The organism is Planotetraspora silvatica, from assembly GCF_016863315.1.
In the GTDB taxonomy this organism is placed as follows: domain Bacteria; phylum Actinomycetota; class Actinomycetes; order Streptosporangiales; family Streptosporangiaceae; genus Planotetraspora; species Planotetraspora silvatica.
In genome coordinates, this window is the sequence record NZ_BOOQ01000028.1 from 23,507 (window position 1) to 50,056 (window position 26,550).

20 protein-coding genes are annotated in these 26,550 nt (G+C 69.9%); 7 read left to right on the forward strand and 13 right to left on the reverse strand.

Annotation, left to right across the window (positions count from 1 at the left end):
• Positions 1 to 39 precede the first annotated feature (39 nt).
• Positions 40 to 903, reverse strand: a complete 864-nt coding sequence (locus tag Psi02_RS21635; RefSeq protein WP_203976898.1) for a tRNA (adenine-N1)-methyltransferase — start codon at positions 901 to 903, stop codon at positions 40 to 42.
• Between the two features lie 165 nt (positions 904 to 1,068).
• Between Psi02_RS21635 and Psi02_RS21640 the strand changes: the two genes are divergently transcribed.
• Positions 1,069 to 2,175, forward strand: coding sequence for a GNAT family N-acetyltransferase (locus Psi02_RS21640; protein WP_203976900.1), 1,107 nt, complete (start codon positions 1,069 to 1,071; stop codon positions 2,173 to 2,175).
• Between the two features lie 39 nt (positions 2,176 to 2,214).
• Here Psi02_RS21640 and Psi02_RS21645 read toward each other — a convergent pair whose 3' ends face one another.
• Entirely contained in the window at positions 2,215 to 3,477 is a 1,263-nt protein-coding gene (locus Psi02_RS21645) for an aminotransferase class III-fold pyridoxal phosphate-dependent enzyme (RefSeq protein ID WP_203976902.1), read from the reverse strand.
• A gap of 118 nt (positions 3,478 to 3,595) precedes the next feature.
• Positions 3,596 to 4,501, reverse strand: a complete 906-nt coding sequence (locus Psi02_RS21650) for a carbohydrate kinase family protein (protein ID WP_203976904.1) — start codon at positions 4,499 to 4,501, stop codon at positions 3,596 to 3,598.
• Between the two features lie 45 nt (positions 4,502 to 4,546).
• On the opposite strand from Psi02_RS21650, the gene Psi02_RS21655 reads away from it, so the two are divergent.
• Positions 4,547 to 5,146 carry a TetR/AcrR family transcriptional regulator gene (locus Psi02_RS21655; protein ID WP_203976906.1) on the forward strand — a complete coding sequence of 200 codons (600 nt, stop codon included), beginning with the start codon at positions 4,547 to 4,549 and terminating at the stop codon, positions 5,144 to 5,146.
• A 104-nt stretch (positions 5,147 to 5,250) separates the two neighbouring features.
• Here the strand turns inward: Psi02_RS21655 and Psi02_RS21660 are convergent, their stop codons facing one another.
• Complete coding sequence (locus Psi02_RS21660; RefSeq protein ID WP_203976908.1) at positions 5,251 to 6,789, reverse strand: FHA domain-containing protein; 1,539 nt, start codon at positions 6,787 to 6,789, stop codon at positions 5,251 to 5,253.
• Between the two features lie 261 nt (positions 6,790 to 7,050).
• Positions 7,051 to 8,220 carry a site-2 protease family protein gene (locus tag Psi02_RS21665; RefSeq protein WP_203976910.1) on the reverse strand — a complete coding sequence of 390 codons (1,170 nt, stop codon included), beginning with the start codon at positions 8,218 to 8,220 and terminating at the stop codon, positions 7,051 to 7,053.
• A 255-nt stretch (positions 8,221 to 8,475) separates the two neighbouring features.
• Between Psi02_RS21665 and Psi02_RS21670 the strand changes: the two genes are divergently transcribed.
• From Psi02_RS21670 to Psi02_RS21690, 5 genes are all read left to right on the forward strand, one after another.
• Positions 8,476 to 9,342 carry a RecB family exonuclease gene (locus Psi02_RS21670; protein WP_203976912.1) on the forward strand — a complete coding sequence of 289 codons (867 nt, stop codon included), beginning with the start codon at positions 8,476 to 8,478 and terminating at the stop codon, positions 9,340 to 9,342.
• 167 nt (positions 9,343 to 9,509) lie between these two features.
• The gene (locus Psi02_RS21675) at positions 9,510 to 10,727 is read left to right on the forward strand and encodes a sensor histidine kinase (protein WP_203976914.1); all 1,218 of its coding nucleotides are present in this window, start codon (positions 9,510 to 9,512) and stop codon (positions 10,725 to 10,727) included.
• A 52-nt stretch (positions 10,728 to 10,779) separates the two neighbouring features.
• Positions 10,780 to 11,463: a response regulator gene (locus Psi02_RS21680; RefSeq protein WP_203976915.1), complete on the forward strand. Its 684-nt coding sequence runs from the start codon at positions 10,780 to 10,782 to the stop codon at positions 11,461 to 11,463.
• Between the two features lie 113 nt (positions 11,464 to 11,576).
• Positions 11,577 to 12,383, forward strand: a complete 807-nt coding sequence (locus Psi02_RS21685; protein ID WP_203976917.1) for an ABC transporter ATP-binding protein — start codon at positions 11,577 to 11,579, stop codon at positions 12,381 to 12,383.
• Entirely contained in the window at positions 12,380 to 14,920 is a 2,541-nt protein-coding gene (locus Psi02_RS21690) for an ABC transporter permease (RefSeq protein WP_203976919.1), read from the forward strand. Before Psi02_RS21685 ends, Psi02_RS21690 begins: the two co-directional genes overlap by 4 nt.
• Positions 14,921 to 15,012: 92 nt before the next feature.
• On the opposite strand, the gene Psi02_RS21695 is transcribed toward Psi02_RS21690, so the two are convergent.
• The 8 genes from Psi02_RS21695 to metH form a co-directional block, all read right to left on the reverse strand.
• Positions 15,013 to 16,026 (reverse strand): ABC transporter ATP-binding protein, encoded by a 1,014-nt coding sequence (locus tag Psi02_RS21695; protein ID WP_203976921.1) that lies wholly within the window; start codon positions 16,024 to 16,026, stop codon positions 15,013 to 15,015.
• A gap of 78 nt (positions 16,027 to 16,104) precedes the next feature.
• Positions 16,105 to 17,130 carry an ABC transporter ATP-binding protein gene (locus tag Psi02_RS21700; RefSeq protein WP_203976923.1) on the reverse strand — a complete coding sequence of 342 codons (1,026 nt, stop codon included), beginning with the start codon at positions 17,128 to 17,130 and terminating at the stop codon, positions 16,105 to 16,107.
• A 55-nt stretch (positions 17,131 to 17,185) separates the two neighbouring features.
• Positions 17,186 to 18,199: an ABC transporter permease gene (locus tag Psi02_RS21705; RefSeq protein ID WP_203976925.1), complete on the reverse strand. Its 1,014-nt coding sequence runs from the start codon at positions 18,197 to 18,199 to the stop codon at positions 17,186 to 17,188.
• Positions 18,200 to 18,288: 89 nt separating this feature from the next.
• Complete coding sequence (locus tag Psi02_RS21710; protein WP_203976927.1) at positions 18,289 to 20,061, reverse strand: ABC transporter substrate-binding protein; 1,773 nt, start codon at positions 20,059 to 20,061, stop codon at positions 18,289 to 18,291.
• A gap of 54 nt (positions 20,062 to 20,115) precedes the next feature.
• Positions 20,116 to 21,111, reverse strand: coding sequence for an ABC transporter permease (locus Psi02_RS21715; RefSeq protein ID WP_203976929.1), 996 nt, complete (start codon positions 21,109 to 21,111; stop codon positions 20,116 to 20,118).
• A gap of 316 nt (positions 21,112 to 21,427) precedes the next feature.
• Positions 21,428 to 21,907 (reverse strand): cellulose synthase, encoded by a 480-nt coding sequence (locus tag Psi02_RS21720; protein WP_203976931.1) that lies wholly within the window; start codon positions 21,905 to 21,907, stop codon positions 21,428 to 21,430.
• Between the two features lie 322 nt (positions 21,908 to 22,229).
• Positions 22,230 to 22,871 (reverse strand): HAD family hydrolase, encoded by a 642-nt coding sequence (locus Psi02_RS21725; RefSeq protein ID WP_203976933.1) that lies wholly within the window; start codon positions 22,869 to 22,871, stop codon positions 22,230 to 22,232.
• 164 nt (positions 22,872 to 23,035) lie between these two features.
• The gene (gene metH, locus Psi02_RS21730; RefSeq protein WP_203976935.1) at positions 23,036 to 26,500 is read right to left on the reverse strand and encodes a methionine synthase; all 3,465 of its coding nucleotides are present in this window, start codon (positions 26,498 to 26,500) and stop codon (positions 23,036 to 23,038) included.
• Positions 26,501 to 26,550 lie beyond the last annotated feature (50 nt).

Below are 26,550 nucleotides of genomic sequence, written 5' to 3' on the forward strand. Positions count from 1 at the left end.
TCCCGTGTCACGGGGCTTTGCCCGTTTGTAGCTGAATCGTCACCCTGTTTCGGTACCCTCCCCATATGCCCCCTTCGCTGGGCGCCGGCGCCGTGGCGGGGGCGTGACACCGTCCGCCATGCGACGGGCGGTGACGAGGAATCCCGTGTGGCCGACCATGCGGTGGTCCGGCCGTACGGCGAGGCCCTCGACATGCCAGTCGCGAACCAAGGTCTCCCACGTGTGAGGCTCGGTGAAACTCCCGTGTTCTCTGAGGGTCTCCACGGTTCTGGACATCTGCGTAGTGGTCGCCACATAACAACAAATAACGCCGCCCGGAGTCATGGCCTTGGCGGCCGCGTCGACACACTCCCACGGAGCGAGCATGTCGAGGATCACGCGGTCGACGTCCACCTCGTCGAGCGCGGCGACGAAGTCGCCGACGACCAGCCGCCACTGGTCCACGGGGCCGCCGTAGAACTTCTCCACGTTCTTGGTCGCGACCTCCGCGAAGTCCTCCCGCCGCTCGTACGACGTGACCGAGCCCTCGGGCCCGACCGCGCGCAGCAGGAAGCAGGTGAGCGCTCCCGAGCCGACGCCGGCCTCGACCACGCGGGCGCCGGGGAAGATGTCGGCCATGCCCACGATCTGCGCGGCGTCCTTGGGGTAGATCACCGCCGCGCCGCGCGGCATGGAGAGGGCGTAGTCGGCCAGAAGGTGGCGGAACGCCAGATAGTCGGTGCCGCCCGAGGATCGGACGACGGAGCCCTCAGGCCGACCGATCAGCTCGTCGTGCGGGATCGACCCCTTGTGCGTGTGGAAGACGCCGCCCTCTTTGAGCGTCACCGTGTGCCGCTTGTTCTTCGGGTCGGTGAGCTGAACCTGATCTCCGGCCTGGAACGGGCCGTGCCTGCGAAAACCCATGGTGAAAAGGCTATCGGGCATTGCCGGTACGACTGCCGCCCGCAAGCCGGATATAGGACGATTTACGTGGAGACTGCATAACACAGACCAGGCGCCTCCCAGGGGAATGCCCCGGGAGCCGGAAATCTCTTGGCCCCTTCCATGGCTCGCTGGTAGCAATGGTGCATGTTGCCCCGAGAAGTCATCCAGGCCGGTCCAGTGATCCTCCGCATCCCCGAGGAGAAGGACGCCGACGCGATCGCGCGAGCGTACGCCGACCCACAGGTGGCCAGGTTCGTCCCCTTCGTGCCGCTGGAGTACAGCCGTGAGGACGCGCTGAACTGGATCGCGGCGGCGCAGGTCGTCTGGGACGAGGGCGGGGCCAAGTTCGTGATCACCGACCGGGACACCGGCGAGGTCCTGGGCGCCACGTTGCTGAAGCCGCCCGACAGGTTCGGCAACAGCGAGGTCGGCTACCTGCTCGCCCCGTGGGGCCGGGGCCGCGGAGCCGCGACGGCGGCGGTCCGCGCGCTCACCGACTGGGGCTTCGCCCATGGCATCCCCCGCATCGGGCTGATCACCGACGTGGAGAACGTCCCGAGTCAGTTGGTGGCCTGCCGGTCCGGGTTCACGCGGGAGGGAGTGCTCCGCGAGGAGTACGCGACGCGCGACGGCGCCCGGCACGACTCGATCGCCTTCGCCCGGCTGGCGGGCGACCCCGGTGATCCCACCGACCCTTTCCTGCCGTTCTTCCCCGGCGGCTTCCCCTCCGGTTCGCTGACCGACGGCGTCGTACGGCTCCGGCCGCTCACGCCGGGCGACACCGACGAGTACCACGCGATGCAGTCCGACCCGCAGATGTACAAGTTCAGCGTCCCGCCGGAGGCGCCCTCCTACGCCGACAGCGTGATGCGGTGCCGGTACGCGGGGATGTGGTGGCTGGCCGGCCAGCGGGTCGAACTCGCCGTCCGGTGGGCGGAGACGGACACCTTCGCCGGGCATCTCCAGCTCATGGGTGTGCTGCCCCCACTGGGCCAGGCCATGGTGGGGTACAGCCTCCTTCCGGAGTACCAGGGGCGAGGTGTCATGACGCGCGCGGTCGGCCTCCTGGCGTCCTGGACGTTCGAGCACACGGGGATCCGCCGGCTCGTCGCGGGGACCGCCCCCGACAACGTCGCCTCCCACCGGGTGCTCGAGCGCGCGGGCTTCGTCCGCGAACTCCTGGTCAAAGACCTGCTCCCGGGCCCCGACGGCACCCGGATCGACGACGTCCAGTGGGCGCGGACCCGCTGATCGCCCGCGCCCGCCGTCCCCTGCCCGGCCGGACAGGGCTCAGTCGGCGCCGAACGCGGCCCTGAGCTTGGCGAAGGCCGCGTCGGTGCCCTGAAGGGCCCGGTCGATCTCGGCGTCGGTGTGGGCGGCCGACAGGAACCAGTTGTGCCACGCGTGGAGGAAGACGCCCTCGTCCAGGCAGGCCCCGGCCCAGTGCATCGCCTTCTCGAGGGTCTCGTCGCCCTCGAAGGACAACCAGGGCACCTGCACGGGACCCGTCTGCTTCACCACGAACCCGTGTGAGGCCGCCTGCGCGGCCAGCCCCTCGCGGAGCCGGGTGCCCGCCCGGTGCATCAGCGCCACCCCGTCCTCCTCGTGGAGGATCTCGATCGTCGCCGTGGCGGCGGCCATCGCGGTCGCGGAGAACCAGAACGAGCCGGTCGAGTACAGCGTCTGGGCCGGGCCGCGCAGCGCGTCCGCGCCCGTTACCGCGGCGATGGGGAAGCCGTTGGCCATGGCCTTGCTCCAGGCCGTCAGGTCGGGACGCACTCCGAGCGGCTCCCACGAGCCCCGCAGGTCGAGCCGCCATCCGGCGCGCACGTCGTCGATGACCAGGGCCGCGCCGAGCCGGTCCGCCAGCGCGCGGATCCCGCGGGCGAACTCCGCCTCGGCCAGTTCCTGGTCCTCGAACGAGTCGTGCTTGAACGGGGTGACGAGGATGGCGGCGACGTCGCCCTCGGCCTGGGCCGCCGCCGCCTCGGCGGACGCGAGGTCGTTGTAGGTGAACTCGATGGTGTCGGCCCGCTGGTTGGGGGTCACCCCGGAAAGGCCGGGCGTGCACCACGGGTCGGCGCCGTGGTAGGAACCGTGGGCGACCAGCACCTTGGTCCTCCCGGTGGCCGCCCTGGCCACCATCAGGGCCTGCGTCGTCGCGTCGGTGCCGTTCTTGGAGAACATCGCCCAGTCCGCGGACGGGATGAGGTCCACCAGGAGCTCCGCCAGCTCCACCATGACCGGGCCGGGCCCGTTGAGGCAGTCGCCCACCGCCTGCTGCGCCGCGGCGGCGGCCTCGACCCGGGGGTTGCGGTGGCCCACGATCATCGGGCCCCAGCTGCACATCAGGTCGACGTACTCCTTGCCGTCCGCGTCCCACTGCCGGGCGCCTTCGGCCCTGACGAAGAACTGCGGGTACTTCTCGCCGTGCAGGGCCGCGTTGAGGTGGCCGTACATGCCTCCGGGGATGACCTTGGCGGCGCGCACACGCAGGGAGGCGTCGCCCGCGGCCGCGTGGCCCGGCCCGAGGCCACTGGACAACTCACTCATGTAATGACTCTCCCCTTCAAAGCATGAAATTTAAGATCATGGTGCTGATCGGGTGGGCCGTCCACGGCGGACGGCACGGCGTACGGCACGGCGGCCCCGCCGAGGGCGCAGCGGACGGTCAGGGTGCCTCGACGGGCCCGTCGAGACCGGCGTCGGAGCCGAGGCCGCCCGCCACCCGGGCGGCGACCGCCGTTCCGAGCCTGGCGGCGCCGGCCACGTCGCGGCCGCCGAGCAGGCCGGCCACGAAGCCGGCGCAGTACGCGTCGCCGCAACCGGTGGTGTCGACCACGGGCACGTCGAGCGCGGGGACGCGCGTGTGGCCGGACGCGGTGGCGACCAGGCTGCCCTCCCCGCCGAGCGTGACGAGGGCGCCCTTCAGCCCCTCGGCGAGCAGCGCCTCCGCGGCCGCCTCGGGGGTGTCCGCCCCGGTCAGCATGAGGGCCTGCTCCTCATTGGGCAGGAAGTAGTCGATGTGGGGCAGGAACGTCCGTACCGCCGGCATAAGGTCGGACATGTTGGACAGCAGGTCCATCGTGACCACGGTGCCGTTCTCCCGGATCTTGTCCAGAAGCGCGAAGAACGCCGGGTCGTGGAGGCCCCATGTCACGTCCATGCCGCCGAGGTGCACGATCTCGGCTCCGGCGATCCGCTCCTGATCGAGGTCGGTCAGGGACAGACCCAGATTGGCGCCGGGAACGTGGAATGACGGGCGCCCGCCGTCCGGCCGGATCGGCAGGATGGAGGCCGCGGTCTGCTCGCCGGGCTTGCGGACGACGCCGCTGACGTCGACGCCGTGCCGCTTCATGATCATGATGAGGACATCGCCCAGATCATCGTCGCCCACCGCGCCCAGAGAGGCGACGGGGACTCCGATCTTCGCCAGGTCGACCGCCGTGCCGGCGGCCGCGCCGGCGGCGGTGATGCGGATCTGCTCCACCAGATGCGTGTCCTGGCCCTCCGGGATGGACTCCACCGGGCGCGCCAGGACGTCCACGATGTGAACGCCAAGTGTGACAACCGACATGTGCGGATAATAGACGGGCGACCGACTAAAACAACAGGGGGCGACATGCCGAAGATCGTCAATCACGAGGAGCGTCGTGACGAGGTCGTCGCGGCCGCCCGCCGGATCATCCTGCGCGACGGGATCGAGGCCGCCACCACACGGGCCATCGCTAAGGAGGCCGGATACTCCAACGGTGTGCTGACCCACTACTTCACCGACAAGGACGACATCCTGGTCTCGGCGCTGGAGTCCTCCCACCGGCGGATCGCCGACCGGCTCGCGCGGAAGTTGTCGGGCCGCGGCGGCCTCGAGGCGCTCAAGGAGGTGCTCCTCGACAACGTGCCGCTCGACGCGGAGCGGGTGATGGAGACGGGCCTCGAGATCGGGTTCTGGGGGCGCAGCCTGACCAGCCCCGACCTGCTGGAGGTCCAGCGGCGTGAGGCGGCCGAGTTGCGCTACCTCGTGGTGAGCCTGCTGCAGTCGGCCGCCGAGGCCGGGCAGATCCGTACGGACGAGGACCTGGACGACGTCGCCGAGCGACTGCTCGCGCTCGTCGACGGGCTGAGCGTGCACCGGCTGCTCTATCCGTCCAGGATCACCGAGGAGCGACTGGAGCGGCTCATCCTCGGCGAGCTGGACCGGCTGCGCGCCCAGGTCCACTAGTTCGCCGGCTCCGCCGGGGCCGCCGGATCCGCTGGGGCCGTGCCCTTCGTGCTCCGGGCGGGACCGTCGGCCCGGGGACGCGTTCCGTCCCCGAGCCGTCCTTCTCAGGCCCCTCGATGGGCCTCGTAGCGCATCGTCCGGGAGACGCCGACCCGCACGGTCGTGCCCGGATGGATCGCGACCTCCTCCTCCGGGGGGATGTCGTAGAAGTTCGGGTCGCCGGGCGGCTGGATCTGGGTGCCGTTCACCGATCCGAGATCGATGAGATTGACGTCCCAGCCGTCCAGCGCGACCCGCAGGTGGCGGCGCGACACCGAACCGTCAGGGCTGGTCACCCTGGCCGGACGGGCCTTGCCGGCCTGCACCTCCGCGGCACGCTCGGGATCGCGTCCCAGGACGTAGTCGGAGTCCAGCTGCAGCGTCATCCCGTCGTCGAGGACGAGCACCCCGAGTGGCGGCCGCGACCCCTGGTAGGGCACCACGGACCGCTGGTCGATCGCGATCCCGCAGACCGCGCAGTACGGCACGCGCGGGTCGTTGAAGTGGTCGTTCTTGCAGTCGACGCCGAAGACCATCGGCCCGGATCCGGGCTCGGAGCCGGGCTCGGGAGAGGTGTCGAACTGGGTGGCGTCGGGGATCTCCCGGCCGAACTCCTGCGGCGGCTCACGACCGGCCTCGGGCCCGGGCAGGTCGAACGGCCCGCTCGGAGGGCCGTCCTGCCGGAGGTCGGACCGCTGGCCGTGCCTGCTCTCCTCACGCGGCCCGTCGAGGGGCGTCCACTTGTCGGAGAGCGGTGAAGGTCCCGGCGGGGGCAGCGGCGGAAGGGGAGGCAGCTGGGAGGCCGAGGAGATCGGAGAGATCGGCGACGGGCCCGGCAGGGAGTCGAGCGGGTTCGGTCCGAGCGGACCGGCCGGTCCCTGACCATGCGAACCGGGCACCGGTTCCGGCGGCGGCCCCGACGGAGGCGCGGGCGGCAACGGCGGAAGGGGAGGCAACGGCGGCGGGACGACCGGCTCACGCGCGGGCAGGGGATCAGGAGGCCCGATCGGAGGGAACGGGTTCGGCTGGAGGTGGGGCGACGGCACGGGGGGCGCACCGTGCAATGAGGGCAACTGCGGCACGCGCTGCGGCAGCGGCGGCGGCACGGCGTCGGCACGCTGGGTGAGATCGAGCTCGATCCCCGCCCCCGGGACCACTCCGCTGTCGAGCCGTGCGAAGGGACTGGCCGGTCCCGCACCTGGGAGCCTCAGATCGATCTTGGCGATCGGGCCGCCGATGAGCCGATCGGTCCAGGTGAGGGCCTCCCGGCCGGCCAGGCGAACGTCACCGTCCGGCCCTCCGGACACGATGGCCGTCGCCGTTCCGCTGACGAGGACGGCGACGCCGCCTCCGGCCGGCCCCGCGACCGCGCAGGGCACCGGCTCCCCGGCGATCGACCTGTCCATCGCCCGGGCGAGGACCTGGGCCACCCGGCGGGCCAGGGCCCGGCCGTCCCCGCCCGTCGCCGCGGTCTCCCGCAGCGCCGCCAGGAACTCCCCCACCTCCTGCTCGGCGGCAGCGCAGACGAGCAGCAAACCGTTCAGATGGGCGACCACGCCATCTCCCGGCATCGGGCGGATCAAGCCCACGCCCTGTTCCGTCACAGAACTCTCCCTCCCGGATACCCCGGAATCGCCACCTGACCATCGGTACCCGGCCCGGCCCACCGGCCGACAACGCGGCATCCGGCCCGCGGGAGGACCCGCGGGACACGGAACGCGGCGGCTGATGGCACCGGATCGATCATCCCAGAACGTAGCAAACCAATGGTGAACGCCGTTCCTGAATCTACGCTGCCGGAGCCACGGGACAGAACAGCCCCGGCGGTCAGGCGACCATGACGGCGGAACCTCGCTGCCGCGCCGTCAGACCCCGGTGAACACACGGTTGACGTCCGCCGTGGCCAGCACACCGTAGATCTCGCCGCCTTGCTCGACCAGCAGATACTCCGCGGCGGGGGTGCCGCGCATGGCGTCGAGAAGGGACTCCCCCTCGAGATCGGCCCCGAGGACCAGCGACGGCTCCAGCGTCCGTGACAGCGAGCCGACGGTGACCCACGGCCTGCGCTGTTCCGGGGTGGCGTTGATGGCCGCCTCGCTGACGATCCCGACGGGCCGCCCTTCGTGGTCGACCACGACCATCGCGCCCGCTCCGGCGTCACCCGCACGGCGCAGCGCCTCCGACAGCGGGACCTCCGCGGTCACGGGGAAAGCCCTGCGCGCCAGAAGACGCGCCCGCAGCTGCGGCAACCTGGTGCGCACCCGCGCGACCTTGAGCGACTGCGAGGCGCCGATCCAGATGAAGGACGCGAGCAGGATCGACCAGAGCATGTTGCCCCAATCGGCATTCTGACCGGCCATCACGGACGCCAGCAGGGGGAGCGCCACGATGATCACCGCTACGGAGCGCCCCACCCAGGCCGCGGCCAGGGTGCCCCGGGTCGAGTCCTTCGTCACCTTCCACACCCCGGCCCGCAGCAGCCGCCCTCCGTCGAGCGGCAGGCCAGGGAGCAGGTTGAAGATCCCGACGATCAGGTTCGACAGCCAGAGCTGCCAGATCAGAACCGGCAGCAGCCCCATCGGCGGATGCACGGCCATGTGAAGCGGATTGACCGAGCCGTCCACGAACAGGGCCGCGGAGACCGCGTAGCCGACAGCGGCGAGCCCGATCGACAGCAGCGGGCCGGCGAGGGCCACGTTGAACTCGCGGCCGGCCGTCTCCGGCTCGCGCTCGATCTCGGAGACCCCGCCGAGCATGTAGAGGACGATGCGGCGCACCGGCAGGCCGTAATGCTTGGCGACCACGCAGTGGGCCAGTTCGTGGAGCAGGACGGAGGCATAGAGCAGAACGGCGAAGACCAGCGCGACGGCCGAACTGCCCACGACCCCGTAACCGGGGAGGCTCGCGGCGAACACGTCTTGGAAGGTGAAGGTGATGAAGGCGGCCACGATCAGCCACGTCGGGGAGACGTACACCGGAATGCCGAAAGGGCTCCCAATCCGCAGCCCCGGGGACTGGTTGGCAGGTGTACTCATGTTTCGCCGCCTTCTCTCCTCGATCTCGATGCTACGCGCCGCCGAGGTGAGATCAGCCTATGAGTTCGCGCGCGATCCGCGAACCCGGACCGTCCCTCGAGTCGCCTCTCGTCCCAGCGCCGCGCTCCCCCGGCGCCCGCTTTCCCGTCCCGCTCGTCGAGCGCCGCGCTCCCCCCGCGCCTGCCTTCCCGTCCCGATTTCCGGCCTCCGCTCGTCGTCTCCGTGGTTGTCGGCTCCGTGGCCTACAGTGCGGGCATGACCCTCGCCGAAGAGCGCGCGATCATCGGCGCCCTGTCCCCCTCACGTGCCGGTGACTTCATGACCTGCCCGCTGCTCTATCGGTTCAGGGTGATTGACCAGCTGCCCGAGCGGCCCTCCCCCGCGGCGGTGCGCGGCACGCTCGTGCACGCCGTGCTCGAGCGGCTGTACGACCTGCCGGCCGAGGCGAGGACGACCGCGGCCGCGCAGGATCTGCTGGAGCCCCAGTGGGAGCGCCTGCTCACCGATGAGCCGGAGTACGCCGGGCTGTTCGAGACCGACGAGGAGCGCGCCCAGTGGCTCGCGCAGGCCAGGACGATGGTCGAGCGCTACTTCACGCTGGAGGACCCCCGGCTGCTCGAGCCGGCCGAGCGCGAGATGTACGTGGAGACCGTGCTGGAGAGCGGCCTGTTGTTGCGCGGCTACATCGACCGCCTGGACGTGGCGCCGACGGGCGAGATCCGGGTGGTCGACTACAAGACGGGCACGGCGCCGCGGCGTGACTTCGAGGCCAAGGCGCTGTTCCAGATGAAGTTCTACGCACTGGCGCTGTGGCGTCTGAACGGGACCGTCCCGAGGATGCTCCAGCTGATGTACCTGGGCAACGGGGAGATCCTTCGCTACACGCCGGACGAGGCCGACCTGCGCGCCACCGAGCGCAAGGTGCAGGCCCTGTGGGAGGCGATCGAGCGGGCCGTCCGCACCAAGGAGTGGCGGCACCGTCCCTCGCGGCTGTGCGACTGGTGCGACCACCAGGCGCTGTGTCCCGAGTTCGGCGGCACGCCGCCGCCGGTGCCCGACCACCGGCCCGGCACGTCGTCACGGGGCCGCGGCAGGCCGCGGTCCGCCACCGACGAGCTCTGAGACGACCGGCGACGGCGGTCGCCCCGGCCGTGACTGACCCGGGCGCGAGCGACCCGGGCGCGAGCGACCCGCCGCAGGGCCGGTGATGCGCGTCTCCTCCGTGCGAAGGAGGCGGATATCCGCCGCGCGCAGGGTTGCTCCCTCCCGTCACGACCTAAATTTGATACGTGCGCACCACCCCCGCGAATCCGCGGTCCTGGATCCGAGCTCTTCCTCCGATCAGCGACTCGGTCCTCGCGGTGGTGCTGACGACGGCCTCACTGCTCTTCATCCTGCTGACGGGCTCCGAGACCTTCGCGGACTGGCAGGACGCACCATCCGTCGCGGTGCGTGACCCCGACTGGATCAGCCTGTTCGGGGCGGCCCTGTGCACGCTCCCGGTGGCGTTCAGGCGGCGCTGGCCATTCGTGTTGCTCGTGCTGATCGGCATTCCCGAGATGGTCCTGAACGGGCTCGGGTACAACGCCGGGCTCGGCGGCATCGGCGGGCTCGTCCTGCTCTACACCGTGGCGGCCTACCGGGGCCTCGCGCTGAGTCTCGGTGCGATCGCGGTCTACCTCATCGGAACCGCCGTCTGCGTCGCCATCGGGCCCCAGCCGCTGTCGTGGATGGATCAGCTCGTGGTCCTCGTGGTGATGATCCTGTGCTGGGTCATCGGGCGCAGCGTACGGCTGCGCCGGGCCTATCTGGCGGAGCTGACCCAGCGGGCCGACCGGCTGGAGCGTGCGCGGGAGGCCGACACGCGGGCCGCCAGGGCCGAGGAACGCTCACGCATCGCGCGCGAGTTGCACGACGTGGTCGCCCACCATGTCAGCGTCATGACGGTCCAGGCCTCCGCGGCCCGCAGGATGCTCGACGCCGACCCCGCCGTCGCGCGTGACGCGCTCACCGCGATCGAGGAGATGGGGCGCACCGCGATGGCCGAGATGCGCAACATCGTCGGCGTCCTGCGCACCGACGGCCCCGCCGAGCGCGAGCCGCAGCCGGGCATGCACGACCTCCCCACGCTGGTCGAGCAGATGCGGGAGGCGGGCCTGCGCACCCAGCTCTGGGTCGAGGGCGAGCGGTTCGGCCTGCCTCCGGGCCTCGACCTGGCCGCCTACCGTCTCGTCCAGGAGGCGCTCACCAACAGCCTCCGCCACGCCGGCCCGTCCGCCCGCGCCTGGGTCACCGTGCGGCAGGAGGCGGGCGAGCTGACGGTCCACGTCGAGGACGACGGAAGGGGCGCCGCGGCGGAGCTCGCCCAGCCCTCCAACGGGACAGGGCACGGGCTCGTCGGCATCAAGGAGCGCGTGGCGCTCTATGGTGGAGTCCTGAGGATCGGCCCCCGCGACGGAGGCGGATTCGAGGTCCGGGCCCGTTTCCCCCTCAAGGACAGACCATGACGATCAGGGTGACCCCTTCCACCCCTCGCCCCGCGCCGCCCGTGGACGGATCATGACGATCCGCGTCCTGCTGGTGGACGACCAGCCACTGCTGCGAACGGGTTTCCGGTTCATCCTCGAGGCGGAGAAGGACGTCACCGTCGTCGGGGAGGCCGGGGACGGGTCGACGGCCATGGACCAGTCACGTGCGCTCCTTCCGGACGTCGTCCTCATGGACGTCCGCATGCCGGGCATGGACGGCATCGAGGCGACCCGGCGCATCGTGCGGGAAGCGGCGCCGCGTGCCCATGTGCCGAAGGTTCTCGTGCTGACCACCTTCGACCTCGACGAGTACATCGTGGAGGCGCTCCGGGCAGGCGCGAGCGGCTTCCTGCTCAAGGACGTCCCGCCGGACGAGCTCGTGCAGGCCATCAGGGTCGTCGCGGCAGGGGACGCCATCGTCGCCCCGAGCGTCACGCGCCGCCTGCTCGACCGCTTCGCCATGCGGCTGCCTTCGGCCCACCAGCAGGCGACGCCGGCCCGGCTCGACCGGCTCACCGAGCGCGAGCTCGAGGTCCTCCAACTGATCGCCAAGGGCATGTCCAACGCCGAGATCGCCGCCGAACTCGTGGTCAGCGAGACCACCGTCAAGACCCACGTCGGCAACGTGCTGACGAAGCTGGGCCTGCGCGACCGGGTCCAGGCGGTCGTCCTCGCCTACGAGACAGGCCTGATCACCCCGGGGGCGCTCCCCTGAGGTCCCTACTCCTCGGGGAGTAGGGGTCTCCCCGAGTTCTCCTGCCTCGGGGGCAGACCGAGTCGGTCCCGCAGGCCGATCCTCCGGCGGGCGGGCGCCCATAGCGTCGAAGCATGACGTTTCCCCTGACGACATCCGTGAACACAGACCTCGCCGGCGCCGCGCCCACGACCGATGACGAGATCCGTTCCGCCGGTCCGCTCGCCGCGCGCGCGGTCGGCGTGACCAAGGTGTACGGCACCGGCGACGCCCGTGTGTCCGCGCTCGGCGGGGTGACCCTGGGCATCCCCGGCGGCCGGTTCACCGCCATCATGGGCCCGTCCGGATCGGGCAAGTCCACTCTGATGCACTGCCTCGCGGGCCTGGACACCGTGACGGACGGCAAGGTGTTCGTCGGCGACGTGGAGCTGACCCGCCTGGACGACAGGCGGCTGACCCGGCTGCGCCGCGACAGGATCGGATTCGTCTTCCAGTCCTTCAACCTGATCCCGACCCTGACCGCGCTGGAGAACATCACGCTCCCGATGGACATCGCGGGCGTGCGTCCCGACCCGGCCTGGCTCGACACGGTCATCGACACGGTGGGGCTGCGCCCCCGGCTGAGGCACCGGCCGTCGGAGTTGTCCGGCGGCCAGCAGCAGCGGGTGGCCTGCGCGCGCGCCCTGGCGAGCAAGCCCGAGATCATCTTCGCCGACGAGCCCACCGGGAACCTCGACTCGCGCTCCGGCGCCGAGGTGTTGTCGTTCCTGCGCAACTCGGTGCGGGAGATGGGCCAGACGGTCGTCATGGTGACCCACGACCCCGTGGCCGCCTCCTACGCCGACCTCGTCGTCTTCCTCGCCGACGGCCGCATCGTCGACCAGCTCGCCGGCCCGACCGCCGAGGGCGTGCTCGAGCGCATGAAGGGCCTGGACCGATGATCACCCGGCTGACCCTGAAGAACCTCGCCGCGCACAAGCTGCGCCTCGGCCTCACGGCACTCGCCGTGGTGCTCGGCACGGCGTTCGTCGCCGGAACGCTGATCTTCTCCGGCACGACCGACAAGGCCTTCGACGAACTCTTCTCCGAGGGCACGCACACGGTGGACGTCACGGTGCAGGGCCGGCAGGCGTTCGCGGGGAGCGCCGACGGCGTCTCCGTGAAGCCGGTCCCCGCGTCCGTCCTCGACGAGGTCCGCGGTGTGGACGGCGTGGCCGAGGCCCGGGGCGAGATCACGGGCTTCGCGGCGATCGTCGGCAGGGACGGGAAGATCGTCGGCGGGAACGGGCCGCCGCAGCTCGGGATCGGCTGGCCGTCGTCCCTGTCGGATTACGGCCTCGTCACCGGCCGAGGTCCCGCGGGCCCCCACGAGATCGCCATCGACTCGGTGACCGCGGAGAAGACCGGATACACGACAGGCGACCAGGTGAAGGTCGTGGCGAGGGGGCCGGCCGAGCCGTACGAGGTGGTCGGGGTCTTCAAGGTCGGCGCGAGCGGGACGACGGGCGGTGTCACCTACGCCGCGTTCGAACCGGCGACCGCGCAGCGGCTGCTGGTCGAACCGGGCGCCTTCTCCGGGATCGTGGCCAAGGCCGCGGACGGGGTCTCCCCCGCCGAGCTGGCCGCGCGGGTGGGCGCGGTCGTGCCCTCGCAGTTCGAGGCCATCACGGCCCAGCAGGCCGCGGACGACGCCGCCGGCGACGTCCGGGAGCTCCTCGGCTTCCTCAGCACGTTCCTGCTGACCTTCGGCGTCATCTCGATCTTCGTGGGCTCGTTCATCATCTTCAACACGTTCTCGATGCTGGTCGCGCAGCGGACCAGGGATCTGGCGCTGCTGCGCGCCGTCGGGGCGTCCCGCCGCCAGGTGACCCTCTCGGTCATGGGCGAGGCGCTCGGGGTGGGACTGCTCGGCTCGATCGCCGGCCTGCTCGCGGGGGCCGGGCTGGCGGTCGGGCTGCGCGGGCTCTTCTCCGCGTTCGGAGCCGACCTGCCGACGACCGGCCTCGTCATCGCGCCGTCGACGGTCGTGTGGACCCTCGCGGTCGGCGTGACCGTCACCCTGGTCGCGGCCTACTTCCCGGCCCGCCGCGCGGCGAAGACGCCTCCGGTGGCGGCGCTGCGGGATGACGTCGCCACGCCGGCCCGGTCACTGCGCGCCCGGGCCGTGGCCGGCGGCCTGTTCGCCGTCGTCGGAGGTGTTCTGCTCGCGACCGGCCTCGCGGGCGACGGCGGCAACCCGCTCGCGCTCGTGGGAGGCGGCGCCCTGCTGGTCTTCCTCTCCGTCGCCATGCTGAGCCCCCTGTTCGCGCGCCCGGTCACCCGGGTGCTGGGTGCGCCCCTCGTCCGGCTGTTCGGCACGACGGCCAGGCTCGGCAGCGGGAACGCGCAGCGCAACCCCCGGCGGACCTCCGCCACAGCCGCCGCCCTCATGATCGGCATGGCGCTGATCGCCACGGTGTCGGTGCTGGCGGCTTCGATGACGGCCTCCATCGACAAGGCGCTCGACGGCTCGCTGGGCGCCGACTTCCAGGTGTCGTCGGGCGGCGGCTTCGGGCCGTCCGGCTCGTTCGACCCGTCGGTGGCGGCCGCCCTCACCGCGGTGCCAGGTGTGCGGAGCGCGACCCCGATGACGTACGCCCAGGTCAAGCTGGACAACGAGCCGGTCTTCGCCACGGTCGGCGATCCGGCCGCGCTGGCCGGGCCGTTCGGGCTGGAGATGGAGTCAGGCGGACTCGCCGCCGGCGCCGACGAGATCCTGGTCGACGCCAGGACGGCGAAGGCCGGCGGCTGGACGGCGGGGTCGACCGTGCGGGGCCAGTACGCGGACGGCGCATTCGCGACGATCAGGATCGCGGGCGTCTTCGCGGACAATCCGATGGCGGGGTCCTACCTCCTGGGAGAGGCCACCCACGCGGCCCACTACCCGGGCTCCCGGGTCTCCACCGTCCTCGTCGTCAAGGAGCCGGGCGCCGACGCGGCGACCGTGCGCAAGGCCCTGGACGCCTCCCTCGCGGCCTATCCCAACCTGACGCTGCAGGATCAGTCCGACATCAAGGAGCAGGCCCGTGCGAGCGTCGGCCAGCTCCTCACGATGATCACCGCGCTGCTGGTGCTCTCGATCGTGATCGCGATCCTCGGCATCATCAACACCCTCGCGCTGTCGGTGATCGAGCGGACGCGCGAGATCGGGCTGCTGCGGGCCGTCGGGATGGGCAGACGCCAGTTGCGCCGGATGATCCGCTATGAGTCGGTGCTCATCTCGGTCTTCGGCGCGCTGCTCGGAATCGCCGTCGGGATCGGCTTCGGCTGGGCGGTCCAGCGTGCGCTCGCGAGCCAGGGCATCGACGTCCTGTCAGTACCCGCCGCACAACTCGGCGCGTATCTGGCGGCCGCGGCGCTGGTCGGCGTCCTCGCGGCGGTCTGGCCGGCACGCCGGGCGGCCAGGATGGACGTGCTGCGGGCGATCGCCACGCAGTGACACTTCCGCGGCGCTGCGCCGCCGGTACGGCTCCCGCCATCGGGGGGAAGCGGGAGCCGTACCGGGGTGAGGCCGTCGGGCGACTCGTTCCGTCAGGCGGTCGTGGCCGCGGGCTCCGGAGTCGCGGGGGCGTTCTCGGGGAAGTGGCAGGCGACCTGGTGGCCGGTGGCGAGCGTCTCCAGCGGAGGCTCGATCGTCTTGCAGATCTCCTGCGCCTTCCAGCAGCGGGTGTGGAACCGGCAGGCGGGCGGCGGGTTGAGCGGGGAGGGCACGTCGCCCTGGAGCCTGATGCGCTCCCGCTGGGCCCGCCCCTTGGGGTCGGGGATCGGCACGGCGGACAGCAGCGCGTTCGTGTACGGGTGCATGGGCGACTCGTACAGGCTCTTGCGGTCGGCCAGTTCGACGATCTTGCCGAGGTACATCACGGCGACCCGGTCGCTGATGTGCCGGACCACCGACAGGTCGTGCGCGATCACCAGGTAGGTGAGGTCGAGCTCGCTCTGCAGGTCCTCCAGCAGGTTGACCACCTGGGCCTGGATCGACACGTCGAGCGCGGAGACCGGCTCGTCCGCGATGATCAGCTTCGGCTTGAGCGCCAGCGTCCTCGCGATGCCGATGCGCTGCCGCTGGCCGCCGGAGAACTCGTGCGGATAGCGGTTGTAGTGCTCCGGGTTGAGGCCCACCAGCTCCAGGATGTCCTGGACCGCCTTCTTGGTGCCGTGCTCCGTCTTGATCCCCTGGATCCGGAACGGGGCGCCGACGATGGCGCCGACCGTGTGCCGGGGGTTGAGCGAGCTGTAGGGGTCCTGGAAGATCATCTGCACGTCCCGGCGGAGCGGGCGCATCCGGCCCTGGGACATGTGCGTGATGTCGTTGCCCTCGAAGCGGATCTTCCCACCGGTCGGCTCGATGAGCCGGGTGATCAGGCGCCCGGTCGTCGTCTTGCCGCAACCGGACTCGCCCACCAGGCCGAGCGTCTCGCCCTTGACGACGTCGAAGCTGATGCCGTCGACGGCCTTGACCGCCGCCACCTGGCGCTGGAGCAGCCCCTTGGTCACGGGGAAATGCTTCTCCAGCCCCTCGACGGACAGCAGGGGCTCACTCATGGGTCTCTCCTCGCGTGACGATGCGCGGTCCGCTCGCGCGGGACGCCGCGTTCGTCGTGGTTCGCTCGCCGCGCCGCCTCACGACGCCTCCAGGCTCGGCTTGATCTCGGTCTCCCAGATGGAGCGGCGCGTGTCACGCGGCAGGTGACACCGCACCAGGTGACCACCCTCGGTTTCCACGAGCTGCGGGACCTCGGTCGAGGCCTTGCCGCCGGTGCGGTCCTCGAACGTGCAGCGCGGATGGAAGGCGCACCCGGCCGGCACGTTGATCAGCGAGGGCGGCGAGCCCTTGATCGGCAGGAGACGCTCGGTCCGGTCGCGGTCGAGCCGCGGCATGGATCCCAGCAGGCCCCAGGTGTAGGGGTGCTCCGGCCGTTCGAAGATGTCCTCGGCCGTGCCGTACTCGATGCACTTGCCGCCGTACATGACCAGGATGTCGTCGGCGAGCTCGGCGACCACGCCCAGGTCGTGCGTGATGATGATCAGGGCGGCGTTGAAGTCACGCTGAAGGTCGCGCATCAGATCGAGGATCTGCGCCTGGACGGTCACGTCGAGAGCCGTGGTGGGCTCGTCGGCGATGAGCAACTCGGGGTCGCAGCTCAGCGCCATCGCGATCATCGCACGCTGCCGCATGCCGCCGGAGAACTCGTGGGGGTAGCTGTCCACCCGCCGGTCCGGCTGCGGGATGCCCACCCGGCCCAGCATGTCGATCGCGTGCTTGCGCGCGACCTTCTTGCTGACGTCGTTGTGGATCCGGTACGCCTCGATGATCTGGGAGCCCACCGTGTAGAACGGGTGCATCGCGGACAGCGGATCCTGGAAGATCATCGCCATCTTCTTGCCGCGGAGCGTGCGCACGTGCTCGGCGCTGGCGCCGACCAGTTCCTCGCCGTCCAGCCAGATCTCGCCGCCGAGCTTCGCCCGTCCGCCCTTGTGCAGGCCGAGGATGCCCAGCGACGTGACGCTCTTGCCGGAGCCGGACTCGCCCACGATGCCGAGGGTCTTGCCCCGCTCCAGCGCGAACGACAGCCCGTCGACGGACTTGACGAGGCCGTCGTCGGTCGGGAAGTGGACCTGCAGGTCCTTCAGCTCAAGAAAGCTCACGAGCCCTCCTTCGTCCGCCTCATTCGCGGGCTCCCGTGCTTGTTCGTTCGCTCGCTCACACGAGCCTCACCCTCGGGTCGACCACGGCGTAGAGAAGGTCGACGACCAGGTTCGCGACGACCACGAAGAACGCGGCGACGAGCGTCACGCCCATGACCTGGGGAAGGTCCTGGCGGCCGATCGCGTCGATGGCGTACTTGCCGATGCCGGGCAGAGAGTAGGTGCTCTCGGTCAGCACCGCGCCGCCGAGCAGCAGGCCGAGGTCGAGACCGAAGATCGTCAGGATGGGGGTGAGCGCGCCGCGCAGGCCGTGCTTGACGACCACGGTCCGCTCCCGCAGGCCCTTGGCCCTGGCGGTGCGGATGTAGTCCTCGTTCATCGTCTCCAGCATGCCAGCACGGGTGAGCCGCGCGTATCCGGCGGCGTACAGGAAGGCGAGCGTGATCCAGGGCAGCAACAGGTCATACGCCCAGGTGGCCGGATTGGTGAGGAAGGGCGTGTACGTGCCGCCGGCCACGGTGATCTTCAGGCCGTAGCTGAACAACACCAGCGACACCATTCCGGTGAAGAAGATGGGCATCGACACCCCGGCGAGGGCGATGCTCATCGCGGCCCGGTCGAAGAAGCTGCCGCGTTTCAGCGCGGACAGCACGCCGGTGGCGACTCCGGCGATGACCCAGATCACCGCGGCCCCGAGGGCCAGGGAGATCGTGACGGGAAGCCGGTCGAGCAGATCAGGCCAGACCGGCAGCCGGGTGAGGAAGGAGTAACCGAAGCAGGGCGCCGGGCAGCGCTCGACGCCGGGGCCGTAGTCGTAGTCGGCGCCGGCCACGATGCCCTTCGCGAAGCGCCCGTACTGCACGATCAGCGGATCGTTGAAGCCCAGCTTCTCGGCCGCGACCTTGACCTGCTCCGCCGAGGCGGTACGCCCGACGTAGCGAGCGGCCATATCCTCCGATGTCGCGCCGGCCAGGCGCGGCACGAGGAAGAAGATGGCGAACGTGATGATGCTCACGATGGAGAGCATCACGACCGACCAGATCAGCCGCCGGATGATGTATGTGACCACAGTCCCCCCGGCTCCGGGGGCCGGCTCTCACGAGCCGGCCCCCTTGCCGCGTTCACGCGTAGCGCGGATCTATCGGATGTGCCGAGGTACTACTTGACGCCCATGCCGAGGTAGTCGTACATGCCGTACGCGTCGTTGACGAACACGTTCGTCGCGTTCTTGCTGCGCACCAGCAGAGCCTTCGCCCAGACGTTCGGCAGGATGTAGGCGTCATCCATGACCTTCTTGTCGATCTGGGTCCAGATGCCGTTACGCGAGTTGGGGTCGGTCTGCTCCATCGCCTGGTCGATCAGCTTGTCGACCTCGGGGTCGCGGACGCTGACGTTCGAGGAGCCGCCGGTCTCGCGGATGACGCGGCTGTCGACGATCTGCTGGAGGAAGCCGAAACCGTCGGGCCAGTCGGACTGCCAGCCGTTCATGGCCAGGCCGAGCTTGTTGTCCTTCGCGTAACCGGGCTTGCCCGCGTACAGGGCGAAGTAGTCGGTCTGCGGGAAGGGCTTAAGCGTCAGCTTGATGCCCACGCGGCCCAGCGACTGCTGGAGAGCCTCGGCGGCCGCCTTCTCCTTGGGACGCTCGGCCCGGTAGGAGATGTTGGTCTCGAAGCCGTTCGGCTGGCCACAGGCGGTGAGGGCCTCCTTGGCCTTGGTCACGTCGCCCTTGTTGTCGGCGCCGGGGACCCAGGTGTTGAAGTCCTCGTGACCGGGGATCGACGGCGGCAGCAGGCTCGTGGCGATCTGACCACCCGCGAACTCGCCGCCCCACGCGGTCTGCAGGGCCGTCTTGTCGGCCGCGTACTCGACGGCCTTGCGGCACTCGAGGTTGTCCAGCGGCGGAACGTTGCCGTTGATCGAGGTGTACCAGAGGCGGGTGCCCGTGGGGTTGTCCGTGCCGGCCTTCACCGCCGGGTCGGGCAGGATGCGGCCCAGGGCGGCCGGCTGCACACCGGTGCCCGTCACGTCGACGTCGAGGTCACCGGCGAGGACCCGGTTGTCGATGTCGTCGGCGTTGACGTTGGTCGCGACGTCGTAACCGTCGGGCAGCGCCTTGCGGTTCGGGTCGGTCGCCGGGTCCCACTGGTCGTTGCGGACGAGCGTGAAGCCCTTGCCGATCTCGTTCTTGTCGAACTTGTACGGCCCGGTGGCGATCACGTGCTCCTTGTACTTCGCGCCGGTGTCCTTGGCCTTGGGGACCGGGATGGTGGCGGGGAGCTGGGCGAAGTAGTCGAAGTTGCTCAGCGGCTGCTTGAGGTGGAAGACGATCGTCTGGTCGTCCGGCGTCTCAATGGCGCTGTCGGTGTTGGCGTCAGGCGACTTGTAGGCGCCCTTGTAGTCCTTGGGCCAGTTCAGGAAGTCGTTGAAGTAGGTGTACCCGTCGGGGAACACCTCCTTGTCGAACGAGCGCTCCACGCCGTACTTCACGTCCTTGGACGTGACGGGGGTGCCGTCCTCGAACTTGACGCCCGCCTTGAGCTTGTAGGTCCAGGTCTTGGCGTCGTCACTCGGCGTGCCCAGGCCCTCGGCCAGGTCGGGGGTGAGCTCGTTGCCCGTCTTGCCCGGCGCGGACTTGAACATCACCAGCGAGCGGCCGTAGAGCCGGATGAAGTTCCAGGAGTAGCCGTAATAGGTGTCGCCCGGGTCGAGGGAGTCCCAGTCGCCGGCGTTCGCGAGCTTGAGGATGCCCCCCTTCTTGTCCGACGGGTTGACGACCGCGGTGAGGGCGCCGTTGAACTCGCCCGTCGCTCCGCCGGCCGCCGGCGCCCCGCTGGAGGTCGGGGTCGTGGTCGAACCGCCTCCACAGGCGGCGAGCCCGAGAGCGAGGACCGCGCTCAGCGCGGCCGCGCCCAGTCTCGTTGTTTTCTGCATCTACGGATCCCTTGGTTGGTAGTGCCGGGGGGAATTACGGGAATTCGAGAGATTTCATCGAGCCTTCGGATCGAGGGCATCCCTCAGGCCATCGCCGAACAGGTTGAACGCCAGGACGGTGATGAAGATCGCCATGCCGGGGAAGAACAAGAAGTGCGGAACCGTGTAGAACCGGACCGCGTCCGCCAACATGCCGCCCCACGTGGGGGTGGGCGGCCGCACTCCGACGCCGAGGAACGACAGCGACGCCTCGAAGATCACGTTGGTCGGGATCAGCAGCGTCGCGTAGATCAGGATCGGCGCGATCAGGTTGGGCAGCATCTCGCGGAAGATGATGTACGGCCCGCGCGCCCCGAGACTCCGCGCGGCGTCGACGAACTCCCGCTCGCGCAGCGACAACGTCTGACCACGGATGATGCGCCCGATGTACGGCCAGCTGAAGAAGCCGATGATGAAGATCAGGAGCGAGACGCGCAGGGTGTCGCCGGTCAGGCCGAAGGCCGAGTCGGGGACGACGCCCGCGAGGGCGATGGCGAAGACCAGGATGGGGAACGCCAGGAAGACGTCCATGGCCTTGCTGATGATCGAGTCGACGATGCCGCCGAAGTATCCCGCCGTGACGCCGAGCAGGGTGCCGATGACCACCGACAGCAACGTGGCGAGGAAGGCGATCAGCAGCGAGATGCGTGCCCCGTAGACGACGCGGCTGAAGATGTCCCGGCCGTTGACGGGCTCGACCCCGAAGAGGTGGTCGGCGCCGATGCCGGTGCCGCCCTTGGGCACCAGCGTGGTCGGGTCGATGAGGTCGGAGTTGAACTGGGTGGGGTCCTGGCCGAAGGCCCCGGCGATCAGTGGCGCGAATATCGCCACCAGGATCAGGAAGATCACGACCAGTCCGCCCGCGAGGGCCACCTTGTCGCGCTTGAGCCGCATCCAGGCGATCTGACCGAGTGAACGGCCCTGGATGGCCTTGATGTCACCCTGCCCCGCGAGGACGGCTTCCGGCGTGGCCTCGAAATCGGATCCGGGCACGTCCAGCGGCGCGGTCATAGACCCTCCTTGCACGGTTCCATGACCAAGGTGCTGACTTCCTTAATGACCTTGCTACGCGCGGCCATGGGTGTCGGGACTCCCTGGATCGCAGACGACATTGTCCGTGAGGCCCGTTGTGTGGTGCCTCTGGAACGCACAATGTATGCGCTGAGCTGCAGTGACCAGGACCCTGAGGCCGCCCGTTGTTCAACTGTGATTCATGCGAAACTCATTCGTGTTGATCTTGAAAGGATTGTGGGGGTCTCGTTTCGGTTGTGTCGCAAATCCGTGACATAGAACCGAAGACTGATCCAGGTCCCGACATGTGAGATTTTCAGCTGATCCCACGCCGCTTGAGGATGTCCTCGATGTCGGAGAAATCATCGGCGGGGGCGGGCTTGGCGGCCCGTTCGACGGGTCGCGGGTCGGCCGCCTTGCCCTGCTTCCGCGGCGTCTCCGCCTTCGCGGGCGCCTCCGGATCGGCGGGACCCGTCGCACGGGCGCGGGAAAGAGCCCGGCCACGCAGGCCGCCCGAGACGAAGAAGAGCAGAACCGACAGTCCGGTGACGACGACGCCCGACCAGACCATCGGCGAGAAGACCAGGCCCGTGACGAAGCCGACGACGGCCGAGCCGATGTTCCACACCGTCCTGAGCGCCCCGGTCAGGTAGGCCGCCAGGGGAAGCAGCGACCAGGCGGTCGCCCGCAGGCCCGCCTGGAGCCCTCTGCGACGGAAGGCGAGGTAGCTGAGCGCGATCCCCACCGCGGTGAGCCCGGCACAGAGCGGCAACCAGGCGATCTGGTCGAAGGTCATGGCGATCCCCTAAGTCACGGCCCGGACATCCGGCACTCCTCCATCCTGGCACGCGACCCGCCCCTCCGCGTGGTGATGATCACGCACACCTTCACCCGTGGTGGTGATCATGCACACATTCGCGGAATCCCCACCCCACCCGCCCAACCCCCCCGCCGTGATCATGCACACATTCGGCGGCACGCCGCCTCACCAGCACGAACACCAGCCGTGATCATGCGCACTTTCGGCCGCACACCACTTCACCTGCACGAACACCGTTCGTGATCATGCATGGCTCAGGGCGCCACGCCACCTCAACCGGCGCGTACGGCTCCCGCGATCAGAGGACGTGCGACCGCAGCAGGTCGACGTTCACGTCCAGGAGCGAGGGCATGACGAGCCGACCGGCGGCGGGAGTGATCGGCAGCACGCTCGGCACCGCCACGACCCGGCAGCCGGCCGCGGTCGCCGAGGCGACGCCGTTCGGCGAGTCCTCCAGGACGACGCAGCGCACCGGATCCACCGCGAGCAGCGTCGCGGCGGTCAGGTACGGCTCGGGGTCGGGCTTGGTCCGCGAGACGTCGTCCGCCGTCACGATCACCTCGAAGTACTCCCGGCCGACGCTCTTCAGGACGGCGTCGGCGATCACCCGCAGCGAGGAGGTGACCAGCCCCGTGCGGATCCCGTGGTCCCCGAGACTGCGCAGGAGGTCGAGTGCCCCCGGCATGAGGACGACGCCGGTGGACAGGCGGCTCTCCATGCCCTCGATCAGCCACTCCCCCACGATGGCCGGATCGACGTCGGTTCGGGTCAGCGCCAGCATGTAGGCGACGGTCCGCTCCCAGGACCCTCCGACCAGCTGCTCCTGGTGTTCCGGCCCCCACGTTCCGCCGAGGCGGCCGATGACCTCCTCCTCGACCTCGAACCACACCCGTTCGGTGTCGACGAGCAGTCCGTCCATGTCGAACAGCACAGCGTCCACGTGACCCCTTCCCCCGGCTGAGCGCCTCCGTTAAGAGGGGGGACCAACATGGTAGAGGTCCACCCGAAGCCTTCCTCACCCCGGGGAGCCGGGAGGAGGACGGCCCGGAGCCGGGGAGGCGTCAACACCGCCGCCCCGGCTCGCATTCCGTGAAAGCCCGAAAGCTAGACGTTGAAGTACTTCGCCTCGGGATGATGAGTGATCAGCGCCGACGTGGCCTGCTCGGGGTGGAGCTGGAACTCCTCCGACAGGGTGACGCCGATGCGCGAGGGATCGAGCAGCTCCATGAGCTGAACCTGGTCCTCCAGGTTCGGGCACGCCGGGTACCCGAAGGAGTACCGGCAGCCGGCGATGTTCACCTTGAGCATGTCGGAGAGGGACTCGTCACCGCCGATGCCCAGCTCGGACCGCACCCTGGCGTGCCAGTACTCCGCGAGGGCCTCGGTGAGCTGCACCGACAGGCCATGGAGCTCCAGGTAGTCGCGGTAGGAGTCCTTCGCGAACAGCTCCGCCGCGGCCTCGCTGATCCGGTTGCCCATGGTCGCCACCTGGAAGGCGATGACGTCGACCTCTCCGGAGTCGCGGGACCGGAAGAAGTCCGACAGGCACAGGTGCCGGTCACGCCGCTGACGCGGGAAGGTGAACCGGGTGCGCTCGTTCCCGGCCTCGTCGAGGATGATCAGGGTGTCGCCCTCGCTGACGCACGGGAAGTATCCGTACACGACGGCGGCCTCGAGCAGGTTCTCCGTCTGCAGCCGCTCCAGCCACATGCGGAGCCTCGGCCGTCCCTCGGTCTCCACGAGTTCCTCGTAGGAGACCCCGTCGCCGCCGCGGGATCCCTTGAGCCCCCACTGGCCCATGAACGTGGCCCGCTCGTCCAGGAAGGCCGCGTAGTCGGCCAGCGGGATGCCCTTGACCACCCGGTCGCCGAGGAACGGCGGCTTGGGCAGGGGGTTGTCGGCCGCGACGTCGGAGCGGGACGGCAGGTCCTCGACCGCGGTCCGGGTGAGGACCGCCCCGGTCTTCACCCGGCGCTCGCGCAGCGCGGGGAGCTCCGCGCCCTCCACGCCGCGCTTCACCGCCATGAAGGCGTCCATCAGCCGCAGCCCCTCGAACGCGTCCCTGGCGTACCTGACCTCTCCCTGGTAGAGGTCGGCGAGGTCCTGCTCCACGTACGCCCTGGTCAGGGCGGCGCCACCCAGGAGAACCGGATACTTGTCCGCGATGCCCCGGGAGTTCATCTCCTCGAGGTTCTCCTTCATGATGACCGTCGATTTCACGAGAAGTCCGGACATGCCGATCACGTCGGCCTTCTCGTCGTCCGCCGCCTCGAGAATGGCCGACACCGGCTGCTTGATGCCGAGGTTCACGACCTCGTAGCCGTTGTTGGACAAGATGATGTCCACGAGGTTCTTGCCGATGTCGTGCACGTCGCCCTTGACCGTGGCGAGCACGATCCGGCCCTTGGTGGCGCCGTCGACCCGGTCCATGTGCGGCTCGAGCTGAGCGACCGCGTTCTTCATGACCTCGGCCGACTGGAGGACGAACGGCAGCTGCATCTGGCCGGAGCCGAACAGCTCGCCCACGGTCTTCATGCCGTCGAGCAGCACGTCGTTGATGATCTCCAGGGCGGGCCGCTGGGTCAGCGCCTCGTCGAGGTCGCCCTCCAGCCCCTTCTTCTCCCCGTCGATGATGCGCCGCTTGAGCCGCTCCCACAGCGGCAGCCCGAGGAGCTCGGCCGCCTTGTCGGCCTTCAGAGCGGCCGCGTCCACCCCTTCGAACAGCTCCATGAACCGCTGCAGGGGGTCGTAGCCCTCCCGCCGGCGGTCGTAGACCAGATCGAGCGCCACCTGGCGGTGCTCGTCGGGGATCCGGGCCGTAGGAAGGATCTTGGAGGCGTGCACGATGGCCGAGTCGAGCCCGGCGTTGACGCACTCGTTGAGGAAGACCGAGTTCAGCACGATCCGCGCGGCCGGGTTGAGGCCGAAGGACACGTTCGAGAGGCCGAGCGTGGTCTGCACCGTCGGATAGCGCCGCTTGAGCTCACGGATCGCCTCGATGGTCTCGATGCCGTCGCGCCGGGTCTCCTCCTGGCCCGTGGCGATGGGGAAGGTGAGGCAGTCGACGATGATGTCGGCGACCTGCATCCCCCAGTTCGTGACCAGGTCCTCGATGATCCGGGTGGCGACGCGCACCTTCCACTCGGCGGTGCGGGCCTGCCCCTCCTCGTCGATGGTCAGCGCGACCACGGCGGCGCCGTGCTCCTTGACCAGCCGCATCACCTTGGTGAAGCGGGAGTCGGGGCCGTCGCCGTCCTCGTAGTTGACCGAGTTGACGACCGCGCGGCCGCCGAGCATCTCCAGGCCTGCCTCGATGACCGGGGGCTCGGTCGAGTCGATCACGATCGGCAGCGTCGAGGCGGTGGCGAATCGGAACGCCAGTTCCTTCATGTCCGTCACGCCGTCGCGGCCGACGTAGTCGACGCACAGGTCGAGCATGTGGGCGCCGTCGCGGGCCTGCGCCCTCGCGATCTCGACGCACTCCTCGTAGTTGCCGGCGAGCATCGCCTCACGGAACGCCTTGGAGCCGTTGGCGTTGGTCCGCTCGCCGATGGCCAGGTAAGAGGTGTCCTGGCGGAAGGGGACGTGCTGGTACAGCGAGGCCGCCCCCGCTTCGGGGCGAGGCCGCCGTACGGCACGGGCCTTGCCGGAGTTGCGCTCGACGACCTTGCGCAGGTGCTCGGGCGTCGTGCCGCAGCAGCCGCCGATCAGGGCGAGCCCGTAGTCGCGGGTGAAGTTCTCGTGCGCGTCGGCGAGCTCGTCGGGCGTCAGGGGGTAGTAGGCCCCGTCGGAGGTGAGCTGGGGCAGTCCCGCGTTCGGCATGCACGACAGCGGCAGGCGCGCGTGCTTGGCGAGGTAGCGCAGGTGCTCGCTCATCTCGGCCGGCCCGGTGGCGCAGTTGAGCCCGATCAGGTCGACGCCCAGCGGCTCGATCACGGTCAGCGCCGCACCGATCTCGGAGCCCAGCAACATCGCGCCGTTGGTCTCGATGGTGACCTGCGTGATGATCGGCACATCGCGGCCGGAGGCCTCGGCGGCCCGCTTCGCGCCGACGACGGCCGCCTTGAGCTGCAGCAGGTCCTGGCACGTCTCGATGATCAGGGCGTCCGCCCCGCCCGCGATCAGGCCCGCGGCGTTCTCGCCGTAGGCGTCGCGCAGCGTCAGGTACGGCAGGTGCCCCAGGGTGGGGAGCTTGGTGCCCGGCCCCATGGAGCCGAGGACGAACCGGGGGTGTTCGGCGGTCGACCACGTGTCGGCCTGCTCGCGGGCCAGCCGCGCGCCCGCCTCGGAGAGCTCGAAGATCCGGTCGGAGATGCCGTACTCGCCGAGGGCCGCCTGGTTGGCGTTGAACGTGTTGGTCTCGACACAGTCGACGCCGACCGCGAGATAAGCGTCGTGGACGGCTCTGACGATGTCGGGACGGCTCACGTTGAGCACGTCGTTGCAGCCCTCGTGGCCCTGGAAGTCGTCCAGAGTCGGGTCGTAGGACTGCAGCATCGTCCCCATCGCCCCGTCGGCGACCAAGACTCGCTCGGACAGCGCTTCACGGAAGGACGGTCTGCTGGTCATGGGACAAAGCCTATCGGCTGGGTGTCACGACATATTCCACATGATCTCCC